This is a genomic window from Nocardia sp. NPDC058705, assembly GCF_042749305.1.
GTDB lineage: Bacteria > Actinomycetota > Actinomycetes > Mycobacteriales > Mycobacteriaceae > Nocardia.
Genome location: NZ_JBHYRN010000017.1, coordinates 127,255 through 145,550, shown reverse-complemented (window position 1 = coordinate 145,550; position 18,296 = coordinate 127,255). Strand labels below are relative to the sequence as shown.

Genomic DNA, 18,296 nt, shown 5'->3' with positions numbered 1-18,296 from the left:
GAGAACAACTCCACCATCACCGGGTCAGACGCCGAGATCACCACCGGTAAGACGATACCTGTTGCTGCTCAACGACTTACGGGACATTCCTTAGGATGCGGCGCAGCGCCAGGTCGACGCATCGGTCGGCAAGTGCAGTCACAGTCAGCGCCGGCGGAACCGTCGCCATGCTGCCGGGGATGAGCGAGCTGTCGATGACGTAGAGGTTGTTGTAGCCATACAGCCGCCCGTCGGCCTTGCACGCCTGGCCCAGCACCACGCCGCCGAGCGTGTGGGAGGTGGTGTCGGCGTTTAGCCGCAGCGTGGAGGTGCCGGGGTTGGCGGCGTTGATCCGGTCCATGGTGGTCGTCACCGCCTGGGTGGCACGCAATGCCGAGGGACTGGTACTCGGCCAGGTCAGGGACACGTTGTCGGTGGCCGCGTCGTAGGTGAAGTGCCCGTCGGGGGAACAGGTGGTCATCGCGAGGGCGCCGAGCGCTCCGGTGCCGTCTGCGGGCGGTCTCGGCCACGGGAAGTTGATCAGCGTGACAGGTTCGTAGGGGTTGGCGAGGTCCTGGGCGACGATGCCGGACGGTCCGCCCTGTGTGGGGTTGTTCCAGGGCATGCCCACGCGTACCGTCTGCCGGTCGCTGTTGGTGCCCCAGCCCTTACCCACCGTGGCGTGTAGGGCGGGCAGGCTGCCGCGGTCTCTGGCGGCCACCAGCAGCCGACTGGTACCCAGCGAACCCGCGGCGAAGAAGACGTGCTCCGCGCTGTACTCGGGCCGTGCCACCACGGCACCGGTGTCGTCGATACGCTCGCACCGCACCAGGTAGCGCTGATGGCCGTTCGTGGGCACCACGTCCACCACCCTGGTCAAGGTCTCGACCGATACCCGGCCGGTGGCCTCGGCGGCCGCCAGGATGGTCCGGTCGACGCTTCGCTTGGCACCGCTATTGGCGCCCCAGATAGAGCGGGCGATGATCAGCGACGCCTCCCGGGTGCCCGCCTGCTCCTCGCGCACCGTTTGCCAGTCCACCGCCATGTCGGCCCGGAATGGCGCCAGTCCTGCGGCGGTGGTCTCCGCGACGAACGAGCGGGCGGCGGTGTAGTGCGTGGAGTTGTACACGTCGTCCGGCATCGGTGCCATACCGATTAGCGCGCGGGCTTTGGTGTACCACTGATCGCTCATCTCGTCGAAGTCGACGTGGGCGCCGAACGCCCGTTTGAACACGTTCTGGGAAGGCTGGAGCATGACGGCGTTGTTGACCAGCGAACCGCCGCCCACGCCCGCGCCGGCCAGGGCGATGACCCCGTTGGCCTGGAACGCCTCGAGCACCCCCGGGTACACATCGAGCGGCTGAGGGACGAAGGGACTCCAGGAGTTCAGCCAGGAGGCCCGACCGTCCGGGGCCGCAGGAGTGGCGAAGGTGCCGCCTTGGTCCGTGATCGGCCAGCGCCTACCGCGCTCCAGGACCAACGAGTCCAACCCGGCTTGCGCGAGCCGGAGCGCGGCGACGCTACCGGCGTAACCACTGCCGATGATCAGTATCTTGACGGATTCCGCGGCGCTGGCGGACCGCAGCGGAAGGGCTGCGAGTGCCGTGCCTGCCGCAACACTGGTGAGGAACCCGCGACGGGAGAGCCCGCTTCTGCTTGGCATATCACTTCCTTGACTGATCGAAGAACGGGGGATGGACCGGGTCGACGGACGGCGCAGCCGCCTGGGAATTCCGCCGCACTTCATCGCGGCAGCCGCTGCGCCCTCCGTACGGCCGCATGCCCGGCACAGCAGGCGGCCGTACGGAGGGCCACAGCGGCAGGGTGGATCAGAGCTTGCGGGCGATGGTCAGGCCGTCAGCGAGCGGCAGCATTACCACCTCGACCCGCGGGTCGGCCGCGAGTGCCGGATTGAACTCGCGCAGCGCGGCGGCGTTTCCGGTCACCGGCTCGTCACCCAGCACCCGGCCGCCGTAGAGGACATTGTCGAAGACGATCAGGCCGCCCGGCCGGGTCCGGACGATCAGCTCCTCGTAGTAGGCCGCGTAGCCGGTCTTGTCGGCGTCTACGAAGGAGAAGTCGACGCTTTCCTCACGCGGCAGGGACCGCAGGGTCTCCAAAGCGGGGCCGAGGCGCAGCTCGATCCGGTCAGCCAGTCCCGCCGACTCCCATCCGTCCCGAGCAATGCTCGTCCACTCCTCGCTGGTGTCGCAGCACAGCAAGTGTCCGTCGGCCGGCAGGACACGGGCGATGGACAGCGACGAGTACCCGGTGAAGGTGCCCACCTCGATCGCCCGCCGTGCACCCACCATCCGGGCCAACAGCGTGATCAGTGCGCCCTGTTCAGGCGCGATCCGCATGCCAGCCTTATCGCCGGTCTCCTTCTCTGTGCGTTCCACCAGGTCGTGATGGGCGGGCAGCGGTGCGATGCTGCTGGCGACCACGTAGTCGACGACCTCTTGGGTCGCCGCCACCCGCATCGGCTGGTCGGCAGGAAATTCCATCACCACTCCTTTATCAGGTTCACACAGGCCCGGCGTTCGCCAGGACGTGGCCAACGTAGGAGCAGTGGCTGGAGAAGCACTCGAAAACCAGTCCATGCCCTCGCGACAGCGCTCCACCCGTGCTCAAGCGGGCCTCGACCGCCGCCCGGCAGCCTCGCTGGTGACGTCGGGCATCGGCCCGCGGCCCGAGAACGCCGCACTGCGGCTAGCAACGAGGAGCGAGATGCCTGCCAGCGATACCAGGATCCCGGCGGACCGGCGCACTGCCCTGATCACCGGCGCCACCAGTGGAATCGGGCTCGCGATCGCCCGCTCCCTGGCCGAGAGCGGCCTGCGGGTCTTCCTGTGCGCACGTTCCGCGGAGAACGTCGCCACCACCATCAAGACACTGCGTGCGCAGGGGTATGAGGCCGACGGCACGGTATGTGATGTCCGCTCCCGCACGGAGGTGACAGCGCTGGTCGCCGCAGCCGTCGCGGTGTACGGCCCGATCGACGTGCTGGTCAATAACGCCGGCCGCAACGGCGGCGGCGTCACCGCTGAACTCTCCGACGAGCTCTGGTACGACGTCATCGACACCAACCTCAACAGCGTCTTCCTGGTGACCCGGGAGGTGCTATCGGCCGGCGGGATACTCGGTCGGCCGCGAGGACGGGTCATCAACATCGCCTCCACCGGAGGAAAGCAGGGCGTCGTCCTCGCAGCTCCGTACTCCGCGTCCAAGGCCGCTGTGATCGGCATGACCAAGGCCCTGGGACTGGAACTCGCCACCTCCGGAACCACCGTGAACGCGGTCTGCCCGGGATACGTCGAGACCCCCATGGCGGAACGAGTTCGCCGGGCCTACGCCGAGGCGTGGGATACCAGCGAGGAACAGATCCGCGAACGTTTCGAGTCCAAGATCCCGCTCGGCCGCTACACCACCCCGGAGGAGGTGGCCGCCATGGTCAGCTACCTCACCTCGCCGGCCGCGGACGCCGTCACCGCGCAGGCGCTCAACGTCTGCGGCGGCCTCGGCAGCTACTGACCGGTCCGCCGCCTCTTTTCGGAAGGTGCACACCTTGTCCCAGACCACGCCCCCGACCACCACGCCCCCTGCTCCGAACCCCACCGTCAGCCCCTCGCGGCGCACACCAGGTGAGCGGCCCGGTGACGCGACCCGTATCGACGTGGCGCACACCGTCACCGTCCCGGCGGCCCCGGCCGTTGTCTTCGCCCTGCTTGCCGACGTCGAGCGGTGGCCGCTGATCTTCCCGCCCACCGTTCACGCCCGCTTCCTGGAGAAGGCACCGGAAGGTGGCGGTCCGGAACGGCTTCAGCTGTGGGCTACCGCCAACGGTGGGGTGCGCACCTGGACGTCCCGTCGGCTGGTCGAGCCGATGCGGCAGCGCATCTCCTTCGAACAGGACCGGCCTGTGGCACCGATCGCTGCCATGGGCGGGGAGTGGATCGTACGCCCGATGACAGGCGGCGGCAGCGAGGTGGTGCTCACCCACACCTACGCTGCGGTCGACGACGACGCCGAGACACTCGCCTGGCTTGAGAAGGCCGTCGACGGCAACAGCCGCAGCGAGCTGGCCGCCCTGGCCGAGGCTGCCCGGGATGCCGAAACCGGCAAAGAGGCCAGCTTCACCTTCCGCGACAGCCTGCGGATCGACGGCACCTTCGCCGCGGTGCACGCCTTCCTAGACCGCGCGGAGCACTGGGTGGAGCGGCTCCCCCACGTCGCCCGGGTGAAGCTCACCGAGCATCTGCCCGGGGTGCAGATCCTGGAGATGGACACCCAGACCGCCGACGGCTCGTCCCACACGACCCGGTCGGTCCGGGTCTGCACCGCCCCCCACAGCATCCACTACAAGCAGCTCGTCACACCGGCCCTGCTGCGCGTACACATCGGCAGCTGGTTGCTGGACGAGGATGAGAACGGGGGCGTCACGGCGACCGCCGAGCACACCGTCGTATTGGCGACGGACGCTATCGACCGGGTGCTAGGACCCGACGCCACCGAGGAGCAGGCTCGGGCCTTCGTCCGGGAGGCGCTGGGCCGCAACAGCTCGACGACCCTGCGGCAGGCCAAGGCCTTCGTGGAGGGGACCAGCGGTGCCTGACCTCCTAGGCGGACTCCCGGCCCGCGCTGATCTGCTGCTGCGAGCGGCCGCCCGCCGATCCGGCGATCACTCCGCGCTCGTCCTCGACGGCGATACGGTCACATACGCGCGGCTCGACGCGGCGGTGGACCGGTGCGCCGCCCTGTTGCGGGAACGGTTCGGCGCGGGGAGGGCGGTCGTCGCAATCGGGGCGGACCTACACCCCGACGTGGTGATCGCCTACCACGGTGTCCTGCGCAGCGGGAACCTGGCGCTCCCGGTGGTTCCGCTGCTGCGCGAGCAGCAACTGCAGTACGTACTGGAGAAGTCCGGCGCGCGGGCCGCCCTGGTCGGTGCCCAGCTCTACGAGCGGCTGCGCCGGATACAAGGCGGCCTCCCCGGGCTGGAACTGGTCGCGGTCCTCGGCGAGAACTCCGATGAGAACCCGGTGGACGACCGGCAGGTCCCGCGTTTCGCGGACCTGCTCGATGCCGCCGGTTCCGGCGTGCCAGAGCACCGCGCGGCCCCGGACGAGCCGGCCGCGCTGCACTTCACCAGCGGCACCACGGGGATGCCGAAGGCCGTCGTGCTCAGCCACCGAAATGTGACGGTGAACGCGGTCCAGACCGCCCGGGCACACAGCCTGGACCGTACCTCTGTCACCCTCGTGCACTTTCCCAGCTACCACCCCATGCACATGAACTCGGCCCTTGCAGCCGCAGCGACACAGGTCCTGGTGCCCGGACCGGACCCTGTTGAAGCGATCGACTTGGCCCGCGCGCACACCGCGAGCCACGTGTACATGCTGCCCGCCCGGCTGGCTCAGCTGGCCGCCCACCCACGTCTGTCCGAACTTCGGCTGCCAGGCGCCCGGATGATCGCCTCCGGCGGTTCCGCGCTCGCCCCGGCCCTGGCCGACACCCTCTCCAAGCATTTCGGCCTCCCCGTGGTCCAGGGGTATGGACTGGCCGAGACCTCGCCCCTGACTCACTTCGACCGGCCAGGCGACCACAGACCCGGATCGGTCGGCACGCCGGTCGAGGGGACCGAGCACCGGGTGGTGTCCTTGGACGACGGAGCGGTGCTGCCGCCCGGCGAGAACGGGGAGATCCAGCTCAGGGGACCTCAGGTGATGCAGGGCTACCTCGATGGCGAGCACGGCCAGCCCGTCAACGCCGACGGCTGGCTCGCCACCGGTGACGTCGGTCGGATCGACTCGGACGGCCGGCTCCACCTCACCGACCGCATCAAGGACGTGTTCAAGTGCGACAACTGGCTCGTCTCGCCCACCGAGATCGAAGTCGCCCTCGCCGAGGACCCAACCGTCGCCGACAGCGTCGTCATCGACCGGCCACACCCGGTGTCCGGCGCGGTCGCCCACGCCCTGCTCGTCCTCACCGACCCCGGCTCCCCCGAGGAAGCGGAACGAATCATCGGCCGGCTCAACGCCCGGTTGCCCTACTACAAGCATGTCCACAGTCACGAGGTTGTCGCACGGCTTCCGCGTACCCCCAACGGCAAGATACCGCGGCGCGAGCTGCGGGCTTCCTTCCACGCACGACTCGACGGAGGTTCCCCAATGGTGATCCTGATCAACGAATTCATCCTGACCTCGGCACCCGAGGAGTTCGAAAAGGTCTTCGAGGCCAGCTCGGTGTACATGCGCACGCAGCCCGGGTTCATCGACCACACCCTGGTCCGGTCGCTGACCAACCCGAACGTCTACACCAACATCGCACGCTGGGAAGATGCGGCGGCACACATACAGGTGGTGCAGTCCGACGGCTTCCAGGAACATATCCGGGAGCTCACGTCGGTCGCCAAGGCCACGCCGCAACTGCACACCGTGGTGTCGCATGTCGAATGCGGCTGACCCGCTGGGCCTCGTCGGCGCCCGGGTGCTGGTGACCGGGGCGACCGGACTGGTGGGCGGCGCGGTGGTGCGCGCCTTCGCCGCAGCGGGCGCCGAGGTCGTGGTACACGGCCGGGACGAGAACGCTGCCAGCGCGCTCGCCGACCGCGTCGCCGCCGAGCATGGCATCCGCGCACATCCGGTGATCGCCGATCTCGCCGCGCCCGAAGGTACACAGATGCTGTGTGCGGGACTCGCCGCAGCGGGCGTGGACCGGCTGGATGTCCTGGTCAACTGCGTCACCGGCTACGACGGACAGCCCCGCCCGGCCGCCGTGCTCACTGCCGAGGAGTTCCGCTCGTTGCTGGACACCGACCTGGTCGCGGTTTTCCGCCTGGTCACCGCCGCTCTTCCGCTGCTTGCCGCGGCCGGGCGGTCCCGGGTGGTGCTGTTGTCCTCATTGGCCGGGGTCCGCGGCAGGCCAGCCGCGGCCCACCTGTGCTCGGTCAAGGCGGCGGTGGCCGGTCTTACCCTCGCCTTAGCCCACGACCTGGCGGGCGAAGGCGTACGGGTCAACTGTGTGGCCCCCGGCCCGGTACAAGAGCCGGGTACGCCGCACAGCGGTCCCATGGGTCCGGGCATCGTCCCGACTACCCCCGACGAAGTGGCGGGCTGCGTTCTCGCGCTGGCCTCTGACCTCTCAGCCGCTGTCAACGGCCACCTCCAGGTGGTCAACGGCGGTCGGCCATGATCACACGAAGGCGGTTTGGCACATGAACGAGCAGCGCATTGCGCACCACTCCCCCGACCCCGACCCGGGCACCCCACCCCCACGCCTCTTCCCGGTGGGCCGGATCGCCCTGGTCACCGGATCCTCCCGCGGACTCGGCCGGGCCATCGCCCACCGGTTGAGGAAGGCCGGCTGTCACGTCTACCTGAACTACGCGGGTGACGACGCGGCCGCCGCCGAGGCCGTCGAGGTGGCCGCGGGCATGCCGGGCAGCACCACGCCGGTCAAGGGGGACATCCGCTCAGCCGAGTTCCTGGCCGACCTGTTCGACCAGATCCGGGACGAGCACGGGCAGTTGGACATCTTCGTGCACAACGCCGCCACCATGCACCCGATGCTCCCCGTGGCACCGAAGATCGGCCCCCTCTTCGACGAGATCGCCCTTGCCCTCAATCCGCTTCTACACGGTGCGGGCACGATCGCCAAGCTGATGCCAGAGGGCGGCCGGGTCATCGCCGTCTCCGGCAACGGTGCGTTTGAGGTGATCCCGAACTACCTCGCCACCGGAGTCGCCAAGGCGGCGCTGGAGAACCTGGTGCGCTATCTCGCCGTCGACTTGGCACCGTTCGGCATCACCGTCAACGCCGTTTCAACCCATCTGCTCGATAAGGGAGAGCACACCTCCAACAAGGCAATCGCCGGACTGCTGGCGTCCCGCACTCCCAACGGCCGCCTCACCCGTCCCGAGGACGTCGCCGACGTGATTGCACTGCTATGCGCGCCGGAGGCCGCCTGGATCCAGGGGCAGGTCGTGGTGGCAGACGGCGGCCTCGGCCTGCGGGCCTGAGGGGGCGGACATGGACATCACCACCGACGTCTGTGTAGTCGGCGCTGGCCCGGCCGGCCTGACGCTGGCCCTGCTGATGCTGCGGTCTGGCGTCCGGGTCACCGTTGTGGAACGCGCCCGGTCCTTCGACCGCGAGTACCGGGGCGAGATCCTGCAGCCAGGCGCGATGAAACTCCTGGATGACTTGGGCGTGCTCGTCGGAGCCCGCGCCCGCGGCAGTTACGAACTCGGCCGGTTCCAGCTCGTGGAGAACGAGCGCCTGCTGATGAACATCGACTACGGGACCCTCCCGCCCCCTTACGGCTTCCTGCTGAGCCTGCCCCAACAGCATCTGCTGAGCGAGCTGTTCGACGCCTGCTCCAGATATCCAGACTTCACCTACCTGGACGGCTGCGGGCTCCGGGAACTGGCCGGTGACGGGAACGCCGTCACCGGCATCGTGTGCGGACAGGGCGAGCGGCGCCGCCAGATCACCGCGCCGATCACCGTCGCCGCCGACGGCCGGTACTCAAAGACCCGGCGGCTGGCCGGGATCGAACAGCACCGTCTAGAAGCCTTCGCGCACGACATCCTGTGGTTCAGGGTGCAGTCCGAGGACCGGCGGGACCGTGCTGTGCGGGTGCACCGCACCGACGGTGCTCCCGTTCTCATCTACGACTCCTACCCGGACTGCGTGCAGATCGGCTGGACACTGCCGCACAACGGCTACCGGGAGATCGCCGAGAAAGGAGTGGAATCGCTGCGCACGCAGATCGCGCGGGCGGTTCCGGGATATGCCGACCAGGTACTCGAACAGATCCAAGATCTCAGTGATCTGACCCTGCTCGACGTCTTCTCTGGATACGCCGAGGAATGGGCGGCCGACGGACTGGTCCTGATCGGCGACAGCGCCCACACACACAGCCCGATCGGCGCCCAAGGCATCAACCTGGCCGTGCAGGACGCCGTATTGCTCCACCCGGTGCTGATATCGGCCCTGCAGACCGGCGGTTTCAGCAAGACAGAGCTATCGGGTTGGGTGCCGGGCCGCCGCAAGGACATCGAGAAGGTCTTCACCCTGCAGGCCCGACAGAGTAAGGCAATGCTCGGCGGCGGAGGCCGGATCGCCGGAGCTATCCGCCCTCTGGCGGCGCGCGCCCTGGCGCACACCCCCGTCTATGACAAGATCCTGCGAACCATCGCGTTCGGAGACCGGCCGGTCACAGTGCGCTCGGATCTGTTCGGCGAGGCGGAATCGACACGATGGGGAGCTTCCGGACCATGAGAATCATCGATCTGTCCTCACCGATCGACGCGTCGTTCTGGGAACCCGACGAGGTGGTGCACCGGGTACTGGATGCGCATCAGGCGGCCCTGCACGTCCGTGACGAGATGAAGGAACATTTCGGCCTGGACCTCGACCCGGACGTCTTCCCGGACGGCGCCTTCCTCACCAACGACTACCTCACACTCACCACGCACACCGGCACCCACGTCGACGCCCCTGCACATTACGGCCCCGCGGCGGACGGACGCACCCCACGGACCATCGACCAGATGCCGCTGGACTGGTTCGTGCGGCCCGGCATGGTGCTGGACCTGCGAGAGGCCGGGACGGGCACGGTCGGGGTCGAGTACCTTGAGCGTGAGTTCGCGCGTGTGGGGCGCCGACCCCAGCCGCTGGATGTAGTACTACTGCACACCGGCGCCGACCGGCACCTCGGCAAGCCTGAGTACTTCACCGAGTTCACCGGCCTGGACGGGCCAGCCACCAGGCTGCTGCTCGGCCTGGGGGTACGGGTGATCGGTACTGACGCCTTCAGCCTCGACGCACCCTTCACCCACATCATCGGTGAGTACCACCGCACCGGGGATCGGAACATGCTGTGGCCGGCACACTTTGCCGGACGCCAGGAGGAGTACTGCCAGCTTGAACGACTGGCCAACCTACAAGACCTGCCGGCCTCGACCGGGTTCACCATCAGTTGCCTGCCAGTGAAGATCGCCAGGGCCGGTGCGGGCTGGTCACGGGTGGTGGCGCTGATCGAGGAGTGAACGTCGGACGACGCGGGGAGGAACTATCACGACCCTCCGCGATCTCGTGACAGACAATTACTTAGTCGGCTACATTTTTATCCAGCGCGGGTTCGGACCCGTGGTCCTCGCGGCGCGACCCAGCGTCGGTTCCCACGCACCGCCCGACGGGCGGGCTATGAAAGGCATTCATGGAGAACAGAAAACTCGGTTCGGCTGGCCTCGCAACCTCGGCCCTCGGCCTCGGCTGCATGGGAATGGCGGGGGCGTACGGAGCGGCGGACAACGACGAGGCCGTCGCCACCATCCGCCGAGCGCTGGACCTTGGGGTCACCTTGATCGACACGGCCGACTTCTACGGGCCGGGCACCGCCGAGAAGATCGTCGCCCAAGCCCTTTCCAGCCGCCGGGACGAGGCCGTGGTCGCCACCAAGTTCGGGATGCGGCGCCCGGCCGCCGGCCCTCCATACGTCGACGGCAGCCCCGCGTACGTCCGCGAGGCCTGCGAGGCATCCTTGCAGCGCATGGGCTTGGACCACATCGACCTCTACTACCTGGCCCGGTTGGACCCGAAGGTCGATATCGAGGAGACCGTCGGCGCCCTCGGTGAACTCGTCGCCGAGGGCAAGGTGCGGCACATCGGATTGTGCGAGGTCTCCGCACGCACCCTGCGGCGGGCGCACGCCGTGCACCCGATCGCCGCCCTACAGACCGAGTACTCGCTGTGGGAACGGCATGTGGAGGAGGAGATCTTGGCCACCTGCCGTGAACTGGGCACCGGCTTCGTGGCCTACAGCCCGCTCGGCCGCGGCTTTCTCACCGGAGCCTTCGACAGTGCCGATGACCTCGCCGAGGACGACCAGCGCCGCAACCACCCGCGGTTCCAGAGCGAGAACTTCGACCACAACCGCAACCTGGTGCGCACGGTCGAGGAACTGGCCGACAACAAAGGGATCAGCCTCACCCAGCTAGCGCTGGCCTGGGTGCTCGCACAGGGCGGTGACGTGGTGCCGATCCCCGGCACCCGGCGCATCACTCACCTAGAGCAGAACGCCGCAGCCACCGAGGTCCGGTTGACGGACGAGGAAGTCGGCCGACTCTCCGACCTCTTCCCGGTCGGCGCCACTGCCGGGCCGCGCTACCCCGCGCACTTCATGCGGACAATCGACCAAAGCTGACACCCCCTCAACCAGCGTCCGTCACTGGCACGCTCAAGCCATCGAAGCGGGGCACACACCCGGTGTGCGCCCCGCTTCTGGTTCTATCGGTGAATCGCGAGATCGTTGATCGGTGAATTTCCACCGCTGGCGAATCTGAGCCATTGTCAACGTATCTGAGCCATCATCCCGAGTGGTTGACGTAGCCGATCATTGGCAGCACCTGCGAGACCAGGGCGACGCACACCGACCTACAGGAGCGGTTCGGCGCCAAGCCATCTGCCGATGAACTCGCTGCCATGATCTGTTAGCACCACATAGTGTGAGAACTGCTCAGGGCCGTCATGGAGCTTCGTTCCGCTGTTCCCGCACTCATCTGAGACTTCTACCAAGCCATCGTCAAGAAGGTTTCGGACCATCCACCTCATTCCATTGGGAAGCATCGGATAACCCTTACCTGGGCCGTAGCTGCTGAAGTGCCGTAGCAGCTGGCGCTCCACATCGGTGTAGCGGCCGTTGAGGACCGCGAGATTCTCCTTGTACTGGAGCATCGACTTGCGGTCGATGTCACCCCGGTCGAACCGTGCGTGACAGGTGGGGCATAGCGCGATCAGGTTGTCGAAAGAGTGCTTGCGAACTTGCGCCCACGGAACAATATGGGCAATCTCGACCGGAATCGACCGACAAGCCGGAATCGCACACCGGTGGCCAGCTTCGACCAACACGGACCGTTCGAGCGGTCGGGGGATACTGGGGCGACCATCAGGCATGGCTGGAGAGTCTACCGAGTAGAGCTGCATGGCTCAGATCCATTGGCAATGGCTCAGATTCACTGACATCGGACAGCGCAGACACTCGAAGTTGTGTCCTGACCAGGAAACTATCGGTGAATTACGACACCACCGACACCTAAACGCTGCTAAGGTCCGGGGCTCTCATCCGCCAGCTCCGGACCCAATCCGCCGCACGCGCCCACCGATCTCGATCGAGCCGTCGGGCTTCGGACACGTCAGAATCTGGGATCCCAGACCCTGCGTGATGGTCAGAATGCGGCCGAGGTGAGCCGTCAGGAGCAACGCTGCGGCACCCGTCGCCTCATCCTCGTCGATGCCGTCGCCGCGGCCGGGGAAGGCTCGGGCCCGAACCTGGCCGGCGGTCTCGTCCTGCCAGGCCCACGCGTAGATCCACTCACCCGGTGGCGGCACCTCGAGCTCGTTTACCTCCTCAGCCGAGCCGTACTGCTTGACGGTGCGGGGTGGCGCCCAGTCTGCGCGGGCCGTGATCCATGAGAACTCGCCGTCGCGACGCGCGGTGACAATCCCTGCGGCAGTTTCGAGTTCAGCAGTTTCCAGCAGCCACGCCGTGCCCACGCAGGGGTGCCCAGCGAACGGAAGCCGCACCGAGGGTGTCCAAATATCGATTGTGGCGCGAACCGGATCGTCGACAAACACCGTCTCGCTGAACCCAAGGTCACGCGCGATGGCGAGTCGTTGAGCGTCGGAGCCGACATTCAAGCCCTGAACGACGCCGAGCTCGTTACCGAAATCGCCTGCTGGTCCGCAGAAAACGCTCAGTACATCATGATCGATCACCGACCCAGTTAACCGTAATCACAGGCGTGACCGTCACCTGTGTGGTCGCGATGAGCACGCTCCATCAGGTCCCAGGAGGATCGCCGACGACTCGCCCGGCAGCAGACACGCCGACCGAGGTGACGTCGAAATTGACCGATAATTGATCTCAGAATTCACCCTTACAGCCACGCTTCCGGCGTCTATGGCAGCAAAGGTCGGGACGCCATGCCGTCCGGGTCCCGCACCACCTCGACCACCGCGCACGACCAGGTGAAGCCAGCTCCCACGCCCATCAGCACGCACAGCTCCCCGGTCCGGAGAGCGCCGGAGAACACCAGATGCTCCAGAGCGGCGATCTGGTCCCCGGCACCCAAATGTCCCACCCTTCTGCTGAACTCCCAGGCGGTGTGCTCGGCGTCGATGCCCAGCGGGCGCAGGCAGTTGATCTCCAGGCGACGACGCCCGAAGTGCGGCAGCACCCACCGGGAGATCTCGGCGGCGCTCACCCCGGCGTCCGCCAGTGCCTCCTTCACGGCGTCACGCTGCCCGGCCGCCACCCGAGCCACGCTGAACGACATCCCGGCCCGGTCGACGTACCTCTTCTTGTGCCCCTCGAGATCGAGCACACCCGACGGTGCGGTCTGTGCCACCCCGAAGGGATCGCCAGCGCGGTGCATCCCCTCCAGTTCTGGATCCGAGACCAGCGCCAGCGAACGCACCCGGGCGAGTCCCTCCCGTGCTGATAGCAGCATCGCGGTGCCGCCGTCGGCGTAGACGGTGCCCGGGTCGCTGTGCCAGCGGTCGAAGCCCGGCGGGCAGAACCGGTCGGCTGTGGTGACCAGCACCTGCCTGGAGCGTGGCCTCGCCTCCGATCCGGGGTCCATCACAGCGGACGCTAGGAAGAGTGCCGCCATGCCCCCGTTCGACACCTGGCGCACCTCCAGCGCCGGACAGCCGCCGCCGGGCAACACGCGCCGCTGCACGTAGGAGGCGGTGCCCCACAAAGCATTGCCCTGGTCGTACAGGCTCGCGTGTAGCAGCAAATCCACCTCCGAGCCGTCCATTCCGGCTCGCTCCAGCGCCCGGGCAGCGGCCCGCACAGCCATCTCGGCGGGCGCCTCGGTGTCATCCGTGCAGACCGTCACCGACCGCATGCCGCTCCTCGCGGCCGCGGTCGCCCCCCACTCTCCGCGCGCCACCGCCTCGGCCACCGACAGCGCGGGTGGCAGCCAGCTGCCGAGACCGGCGATGTACAGCTGATCACACCTCATGGACTTTCCTCTCTGGGCCCGGACCTGCGGGGCGCCGCTCAGATCGTCCGGCCCGCGTCTCGACCATGGATCGAGGATCGCTGGAGGATCTCAATCCGCGGTCGAGTGAATCTGTAGCGGGCCCCGCGAGGATCTGAGCGGCGGACCGCTCGAAGAGGTTCGCCGAGAGGAGGACCCATGTCGCGCCCAATGCCGACCGCCGGACCGGAGCCGCTTCCCGTGGCGCTCCTGCTGCCGGGCCAAGGGGCTCAGCACCCGGGTATGGCCACCGGTCTGTACGGCCACGACGAGGCCTTCACCGGTGCGTCGGACGAGGTGTTCGCCGCGCTCGGCGCGGAAGGCGGCCGAGTGCGCGACGACTGGCTTGGGGAACGCCCCCGGGTTCCGATGGACCACGTCACCCGGTCCCAGATCATGCTGTTCACGATCGACTACGCCCTCGGGCGGACCGTCGAGTCGTGGGGGGTACGTCCGGTGGCGCTGCTCGGCCACAGCGTTGGCGAGATGGCGGGGGCGGTCCTGGCCGGGATATTCGCCGTGGCCGACGCCGCCCGGCTGATGTTGGACCGGGTGACCCGGCTCGCCGAAGGGCCGGTCGGCGGGATGGTCGCGGTAGCCGCGGCTCCTGACACGCTGGCCCCATATCTGCGCGGCGGCGTGGTGGTGGGCGCGCACAACGCGCCCCGCCAGACTGTGCTGGCCGGCCCGGAGCCTCAGCTGGGCGAGGTTATCGGCCTGTTGCGGGAGCAGGGCATAGTGTGCCGGACCGTACCGGCCTCAACGCCGTTCCATAGCCCGGTCCTTGCGCCGCTGGCCGCCCGCGCCGAACCAGCCTTCGCCGCGGTGAGAGCGCGCCCGCCTTCGCTCCCGCTGATCTCCGGCTATACCGCTGCCCCGCTCACCTCCGACCAGGCCGCCGACCCCGCTTGGTGGTCCTCCCACCCGGCCGCACCTGTGCGGTTCTGGCCCGCTCTGGACTCTCTGCTGCGCGGCCCGGACCTGCAACTCGTGGAGTGCGGGCCCGGCCGGGGCCTGACCGCTATCGCCAGGCGGCATCCGGCGGTGCTGGCCGGACGCAGCCGGAGTCTCCCGCTGCTGCCAGCCGGACCGGCCGATCAAGCCGAGGCCCGCGCGTGTCTGGCCGCCGCGCGGTCCGCCTTGGCGCCGGACATTGCCTGACCTGTCTGTTGTGACCGCACCGGGATCGCGCCGCGCAGGATTTGTCGACGCGCTGCGCTGTGCCTGCTGGCACTGCGGCACGATCCCGACGACCTCCCATTCCTCATCGGGATAGACCTAGACCGGGGTCGCCAGCAAGTCGACCCCGGTCGCATCACCGCGCAGGGCGAGGTTGCCGACAACGATGGCTAGGGCCGCGGGCCCGGCAGCATCACCTCGACCCCACGGGCGAAGTCGTCCGGGGTCACGTCGTTGAGCAGCAGGTGCTGCAGGATGAATCCCGGCAGCAGGCCGAACATCGCCTTGGCGAGCGCGTCCGCATCGGTGTCGTCCGGAACCCAGCCAAGCTCGCGCATCCTGATCGCGTACTCGAGCCACAGCTCGCGCATTCCCGCGATCGACTCGCGGACCGGGATCGCGGCGGCGTCGGGTTGCACGAGAGCCAGTGCCCAAACCTGCGGTGCGAGCCGCAGCGGCCCATCGGGTCCGCTGCGCGCAACGATTTCCCGGGTGAGCATGCGAATCACCTCGGCGGGGGTCGGCGTCTGCTCGGTTCTGATGTACGCGGCGAGCCGTTCGCGCAGCGGTCCGAGGGTGGGGGCGACGAGTGCCCAGATGATCTGGTCCTTGCTCGCGAAATACCGGTAGACGGCGCCCGCCGACATCCCCGATTCGGTGAAGACATCCTGCATGGACGTCGCGTTGAAGCCCTTGCGGGCGAAGCACAGTTGCGCGGCGTCCAGGATCTGCCGCCTGCGGCGTTCCAGGTGTTCTTCGCTGACTCGGGGCATGAATCAAAGTAAAACGAATACTCGTTCATGACAAGGGTCGGCGGCAAACTCCATCTGCTTGAGCTGGGCAGGGCTCAGCTTGGGCGCAACCCCGGCAACCCCAACGCATGCATGGCCTCCGTTACCACTCTCATGCGATGTGATCAACCGTGGTCTCCCTCCCGACGTAACGCGTTGTTCGACGGCTACCGCTCATGTCCGTGATCCTGGGATCGATCTAGCCCGTGATCAGGATCGTAGGGTGCTCGATCGTGTTCCAGAGCCGATGCCAACCGACGGGTTGCACTTGGTGACTCGGCACTGCCGAACTCGAGGGCACCGTCAAGCACGCGTTGCATTTGGACTGACGTCTGCCGACCGCCCTCTGCCACTGGGACGGGCGTGTAGTGAGCGTGGACTGCGGCCAGCTCGGACTGCATCGCCCGGTCGAGTTCGGCTGCGCGGTGCAGGTCTCCCATCGCGATGTGAGCGTCACGTATCGCGCCCGCCGCGCGAGCAAGCTGCGCTAGGACTAACTGATATGTGGCCGCCGTGGACTGCTGTCGGGCTTGCAGCATGATCAGCGCCGCGCCTGAGGCCGTCAGCGCGCGCGGCGGCTTCTGCCAACGAGTGTGGGCGGAACGCTGCGCGGACTTGGCCAATGCGCGCGCGGTCGCGGCTAATGGGCCCGAGGCGGGTTCGGTGCGTACCGACCACGCGGCCATCACGCCCGCGGTGCGGGCTGCCGCGCGCGCCCACTGGGCGCGATCCTCGGGCGGGATCATGGCGAGGTAGCGATTCCACCATTGCAGATCCTGCGCGGCGCGTCCGACCTCAGCCGCATCGACTGGCACCACCTCCACACCGTTGGAGTTGACCGGCAGCCGATTGCGGTGCGCGGCCCGCCACTCGCCGACCGCCTCGGCGTCAAGAGCCGGGTTTCGGTCCCATTCGTTGCGCAACGCCGGAAGCGTGAGATCGGACGCGAGTCGACCACCGCCGTAGTACACCAGCCGCCCTCGGTTCTGGGTCGGCTCCGCGACCGCGTAACCCACCACCGCATCGGTATCGCCGTGTGCGTAGCGCGGCAGAACGATCAACTTCTCCTGCCGGAGCCGACGAACGAACTCGCCCTCTTCCCGCGATGCAACCGCACAGGCGCGCACAACACGTTCGAGCCGCCACCGCGCCGGCTCCTCGCGAGTGCTGACACCACCGGGCAAGAGTTCGGCGCGGGTCAATCCGCGAGTACCGATCCGGGTGTCGCGGGATTCGAGAACCTGCAACCCGAACTCGTGCTCCAACTCGCCCACGGCGCGCTGGGATCGCTTCTGTTCGCGCCACAGATCAACCTTTGTGCCATCGTCGCGGACAGTCGAAGCCACAATGTGGATGTGATCGTTTCCGCCGGTGGACAGACCGTGGCGCACCGCAGCCCAGCGAGCCGGTGAGCGTCCGGAACTGTCGGCGGTGAATCCCATCTTGCTCATGAACGCGGTCGCGATCCGGCCCCAGGTTTCGTCGGCCAGCTCGCCTTCCTCCGCGCTCAATGACAGCGAACAATGCCAGACGTGCCCGGGGGTCAACGGCCGGGCGGGGTCCTTGATCTTGCGGCCTCGGTCATCGAGACGGACGCGCCCCTCCCCATCGCGCAAGTAGTTCGGCACGCCGACCTCGACACCGAACAGTCGACGTGCTCGATCGAGGCGCCGGGCAATCGAGAGCGCTTGTGCTGGGGCAAGCTCGACCCCGACTGGGTAGTCCGCAGTGACCGTCTCGTCTGCGGCAACCAGATGCGGAAAGCGATGCTCATCCGCGCGGCCCGCCCCGACCAGGTAGGCCAGCAGGCCGCCCATGTGACCGCCACGCGTCACGTTCGGCATCACGCCGCAGCGCTCCACCCATCGAGCGCGATATCGACGCGGCCACGCAGGCGACGCAGCAGCTCCATGTTGGCGGCCAGCGCCTCGTGGTTGACGCTGCCATCGGAATTGGCGACCACGGCGATCTGATTGACGTTATTCGCGATGTTCGCCAGAAGTCGCTCGATTCCCGCCAGCCGATCCGCGACGTCGCGACTCGTCCCTACCGTGTTCCCCGCATCCGAGAGCGCCGCCTCCACAAGCAGGCGCGACACCGAGACCTTTGCCCGCGCAGCGCGCGCGACGAGTTCGAGTTCCTGTTCGGGGGTGACCTTCACACAATGGGCTTTCGCCCGCCCGCCGACAGTGTTGGCTTGGCGTTGCCGCCGTCGGGCGTAGGCGCGCACCGGCAACTCTGTAATCGTGGCCTCGCCGTCAGCCCGGCGCTCGGCCATCACCGCGCCCCCGAGC

At 67.9% G+C, this 18,296-nt stretch carries 17 protein-coding genes; 9 read left to right on the top strand and 8 right to left on the bottom strand.

All coding sequences use genetic code 11. The features are described from left to right. Positions 1–76: 76 nt before the first annotated feature. Complete coding sequence (locus ACFW6D_RS20465; protein ID WP_379330322.1) at positions 77–1,642, bottom strand: GMC family oxidoreductase N-terminal domain-containing protein; 1,566 nt, start codon at positions 1,640–1,642, stop codon at positions 77–79. A 166-nt stretch (positions 1,643–1,808) separates the two neighbouring features. Next, positions 1,809–2,483, bottom strand: a complete 675-nt coding sequence (locus ACFW6D_RS20460; RefSeq protein ID WP_379330320.1) for an O-methyltransferase — start codon at positions 2,481–2,483, stop codon at positions 1,809–1,811. Positions 2,484–2,706: 223 nt separating this feature from the next. Here ACFW6D_RS20460 and ACFW6D_RS20455 point away from each other — a divergent pair, with 223 nt between their 5' ends. The 8 genes from ACFW6D_RS20455 to ACFW6D_RS20420 all read left to right on the top strand — a co-directional run bounded on the left by ACFW6D_RS20455 (position 2,707) and on the right by ACFW6D_RS20420 (position 11,190). Continuing rightward, positions 2,707–3,510, top strand: a complete 804-nt coding sequence (locus tag ACFW6D_RS20455) for an SDR family NAD(P)-dependent oxidoreductase (protein ID WP_379330318.1) — start codon at positions 2,707–2,709, stop codon at positions 3,508–3,510. Positions 3,511–3,544: 34 nt separating this feature from the next. Next, positions 3,545–4,591, top strand: coding sequence for an aromatase/cyclase (locus ACFW6D_RS20450; protein ID WP_379330316.1), 1,047 nt, complete (start codon positions 3,545–3,547; stop codon positions 4,589–4,591). Next, the gene (locus ACFW6D_RS20445) at positions 4,584–6,443 is read left to right on the top strand and encodes an AMP-binding protein (RefSeq protein WP_379330314.1); all 1,860 of its coding nucleotides are present in this window, start codon (positions 4,584–4,586) and stop codon (positions 6,441–6,443) included. The genes ACFW6D_RS20450 and ACFW6D_RS20445 overlap by 8 nt, the downstream gene beginning before the upstream one ends. Next, complete coding sequence (locus tag ACFW6D_RS20440) at positions 6,427–7,173, top strand: SDR family NAD(P)-dependent oxidoreductase (RefSeq protein WP_379330312.1); 747 nt, start codon at positions 6,427–6,429, stop codon at positions 7,171–7,173. Before ACFW6D_RS20445 ends, ACFW6D_RS20440 begins: the two co-directional genes overlap by 17 nt. 22 nt (positions 7,174–7,195) lie before the next feature. Further along, on the top strand, positions 7,196–7,999 hold the full coding sequence (locus ACFW6D_RS20435; protein WP_379330310.1) for an SDR family oxidoreductase: 804 nt from the start codon (positions 7,196–7,198) through the stop codon (positions 7,997–7,999). A gap of 10 nt (positions 8,000–8,009) precedes the next feature. Continuing rightward, positions 8,010–9,263, top strand: coding sequence for an FAD-dependent monooxygenase (locus tag ACFW6D_RS20430; RefSeq protein ID WP_379330308.1), 1,254 nt, complete (start codon positions 8,010–8,012; stop codon positions 9,261–9,263). Beyond that, positions 9,260–10,033: a cyclase family protein gene (locus tag ACFW6D_RS20425; RefSeq protein ID WP_379330306.1), complete on the top strand. Its 774-nt coding sequence runs from the start codon at positions 9,260–9,262 to the stop codon at positions 10,031–10,033. The genes ACFW6D_RS20430 and ACFW6D_RS20425 overlap by 4 nt, the downstream gene beginning before the upstream one ends. A gap of 170 nt (positions 10,034–10,203) precedes the next feature. Further along, a complete protein-coding gene (locus tag ACFW6D_RS20420; RefSeq protein WP_379330304.1) occupies positions 10,204–11,190 on the top strand; it encodes an aldo/keto reductase in 987 nt (328 codons plus the stop codon). 230 nt (positions 11,191–11,420) lie between these two features. Here the strand turns inward: ACFW6D_RS20420 and ACFW6D_RS20415 are convergent, their stop codons facing one another. The 3 genes from ACFW6D_RS20415 to ACFW6D_RS20405 form a co-directional block, all read right to left on the bottom strand. Continuing rightward, positions 11,421–11,969 (bottom strand): HNH endonuclease, encoded by a 549-nt coding sequence (locus tag ACFW6D_RS20415; protein WP_379330302.1) that lies wholly within the window; start codon positions 11,967–11,969, stop codon positions 11,421–11,423. A 135-nt stretch (positions 11,970–12,104) separates the two neighbouring features. After that, on the bottom strand, positions 12,105–12,761 hold the full coding sequence (locus ACFW6D_RS20410; RefSeq protein WP_379330300.1) for a PhzF family phenazine biosynthesis protein: 657 nt from the start codon (positions 12,759–12,761) through the stop codon (positions 12,105–12,107). Between the two features lie 182 nt (positions 12,762–12,943). Beyond that, positions 12,944–14,014 (bottom strand): ketoacyl-ACP synthase III family protein, encoded by a 1,071-nt coding sequence (locus tag ACFW6D_RS20405; RefSeq protein WP_379330298.1) that lies wholly within the window; start codon positions 14,012–14,014, stop codon positions 12,944–12,946. A gap of 177 nt (positions 14,015–14,191) precedes the next feature. On the opposite strand from ACFW6D_RS20405, the gene ACFW6D_RS20400 reads away from it, so the two are divergent. Next, complete coding sequence (locus ACFW6D_RS20400) at positions 14,192–15,193, top strand: acyltransferase domain-containing protein (RefSeq protein ID WP_379330296.1); 1,002 nt, start codon at positions 14,192–14,194, stop codon at positions 15,191–15,193. Between the two features lie 188 nt (positions 15,194–15,381). Here ACFW6D_RS20400 and ACFW6D_RS20395 read toward each other — a convergent pair whose 3' ends face one another. The 3 genes from ACFW6D_RS20395 to ACFW6D_RS20385 all read right to left on the bottom strand — a co-directional run bounded on the left by ACFW6D_RS20395 (position 15,382) and on the right by ACFW6D_RS20385 (position 18,280). Next, entirely contained in the window at positions 15,382–15,984 is a 603-nt protein-coding gene (locus ACFW6D_RS20395; RefSeq protein WP_379330294.1) for a TetR/AcrR family transcriptional regulator, read from the bottom strand. Positions 15,985–16,169: 185 nt separating this feature from the next. Next, positions 16,170–17,846 carry a relaxase/mobilization nuclease domain-containing protein gene (locus ACFW6D_RS20390; RefSeq protein WP_379330292.1) on the bottom strand — a complete coding sequence of 559 codons (1,677 nt, stop codon included), beginning with the start codon at positions 17,844–17,846 and terminating at the stop codon, positions 16,170–16,172. After that, positions 17,846–18,280 carry a plasmid mobilization protein gene (locus ACFW6D_RS20385; protein ID WP_379330290.1) on the bottom strand — a complete coding sequence of 145 codons (435 nt, stop codon included), beginning with the start codon at positions 18,278–18,280 and terminating at the stop codon, positions 17,846–17,848. The genes ACFW6D_RS20390 and ACFW6D_RS20385 overlap by 1 nt, the downstream gene beginning before the upstream one ends. Between the last annotated feature and the right edge of the window lie 16 nt (positions 18,281–18,296).

What these genes read in the sequence shown, in the direction of transcription:
- ACFW6D_RS20465 (WP_379330322.1), bottom strand. Translation starts at nt 1,642, where the DNA reads ATGCCAAGCAGAAGCGGGCTCTCCCGTCGCGGGTTCCTCACCAGTGTT.
- ACFW6D_RS20430 (WP_379330308.1), top strand. Translation starts at nt 8,010, where the DNA reads ATGGACATCACCACCGACGTCTGTGTAGTCGGCGCTGGCCCGGCCGGC.
- ACFW6D_RS20385 (WP_379330290.1), bottom strand. Translation starts at nt 18,280, where the DNA reads ATGGCCGAGCGCCGGGCTGACGGCGAGGCCACGATTACAGAGTTGCCG.
- ACFW6D_RS20455 (WP_379330318.1), top strand. Translation starts at nt 2,707, where the DNA reads ATGCCTGCCAGCGATACCAGGATCCCGGCGGACCGGCGCACTGCCCTG.
- ACFW6D_RS20390 (WP_379330292.1), bottom strand. Translation starts at nt 17,846, where the DNA reads ATGCCGAACGTGACGCGTGGCGGTCACATGGGCGGCCTGCTGGCCTAC.
- ACFW6D_RS20420 (WP_379330304.1), top strand. Translation starts at nt 10,204, where the DNA reads ATGGAGAACAGAAAACTCGGTTCGGCTGGCCTCGCAACCTCGGCCCTC.
- ACFW6D_RS20435 (WP_379330310.1), top strand. Translation starts at nt 7,196, where the DNA reads ATGAACGAGCAGCGCATTGCGCACCACTCCCCCGACCCCGACCCGGGC.
- ACFW6D_RS20425 (WP_379330306.1), top strand. Translation starts at nt 9,260, where the DNA reads ATGAGAATCATCGATCTGTCCTCACCGATCGACGCGTCGTTCTGGGAA.
- ACFW6D_RS20440 (WP_379330312.1), top strand. Translation starts at nt 6,427, where the DNA reads ATGTCGAATGCGGCTGACCCGCTGGGCCTCGTCGGCGCCCGGGTGCTG.
- ACFW6D_RS20405 (WP_379330298.1), bottom strand. Translation starts at nt 14,014, where the DNA reads ATGAGGTGTGATCAGCTGTACATCGCCGGTCTCGGCAGCTGGCTGCCA.
- ACFW6D_RS20460 (WP_379330320.1), bottom strand. Translation starts at nt 2,483, where the DNA reads ATGGAATTTCCTGCCGACCAGCCGATGCGGGTGGCGGCGACCCAAGAG.
- ACFW6D_RS20395 (WP_379330294.1), bottom strand. Translation starts at nt 15,984, where the DNA reads ATGCCCCGAGTCAGCGAAGAACACCTGGAACGCCGCAGGCGGCAGATC.
- ACFW6D_RS20415 (WP_379330302.1), bottom strand. Translation starts at nt 11,969, where the DNA reads ATGCAGCTCTACTCGGTAGACTCTCCAGCCATGCCTGATGGTCGCCCC.
- ACFW6D_RS20400 (WP_379330296.1), top strand. Translation starts at nt 14,192, where the DNA reads ATGTCGCGCCCAATGCCGACCGCCGGACCGGAGCCGCTTCCCGTGGCG.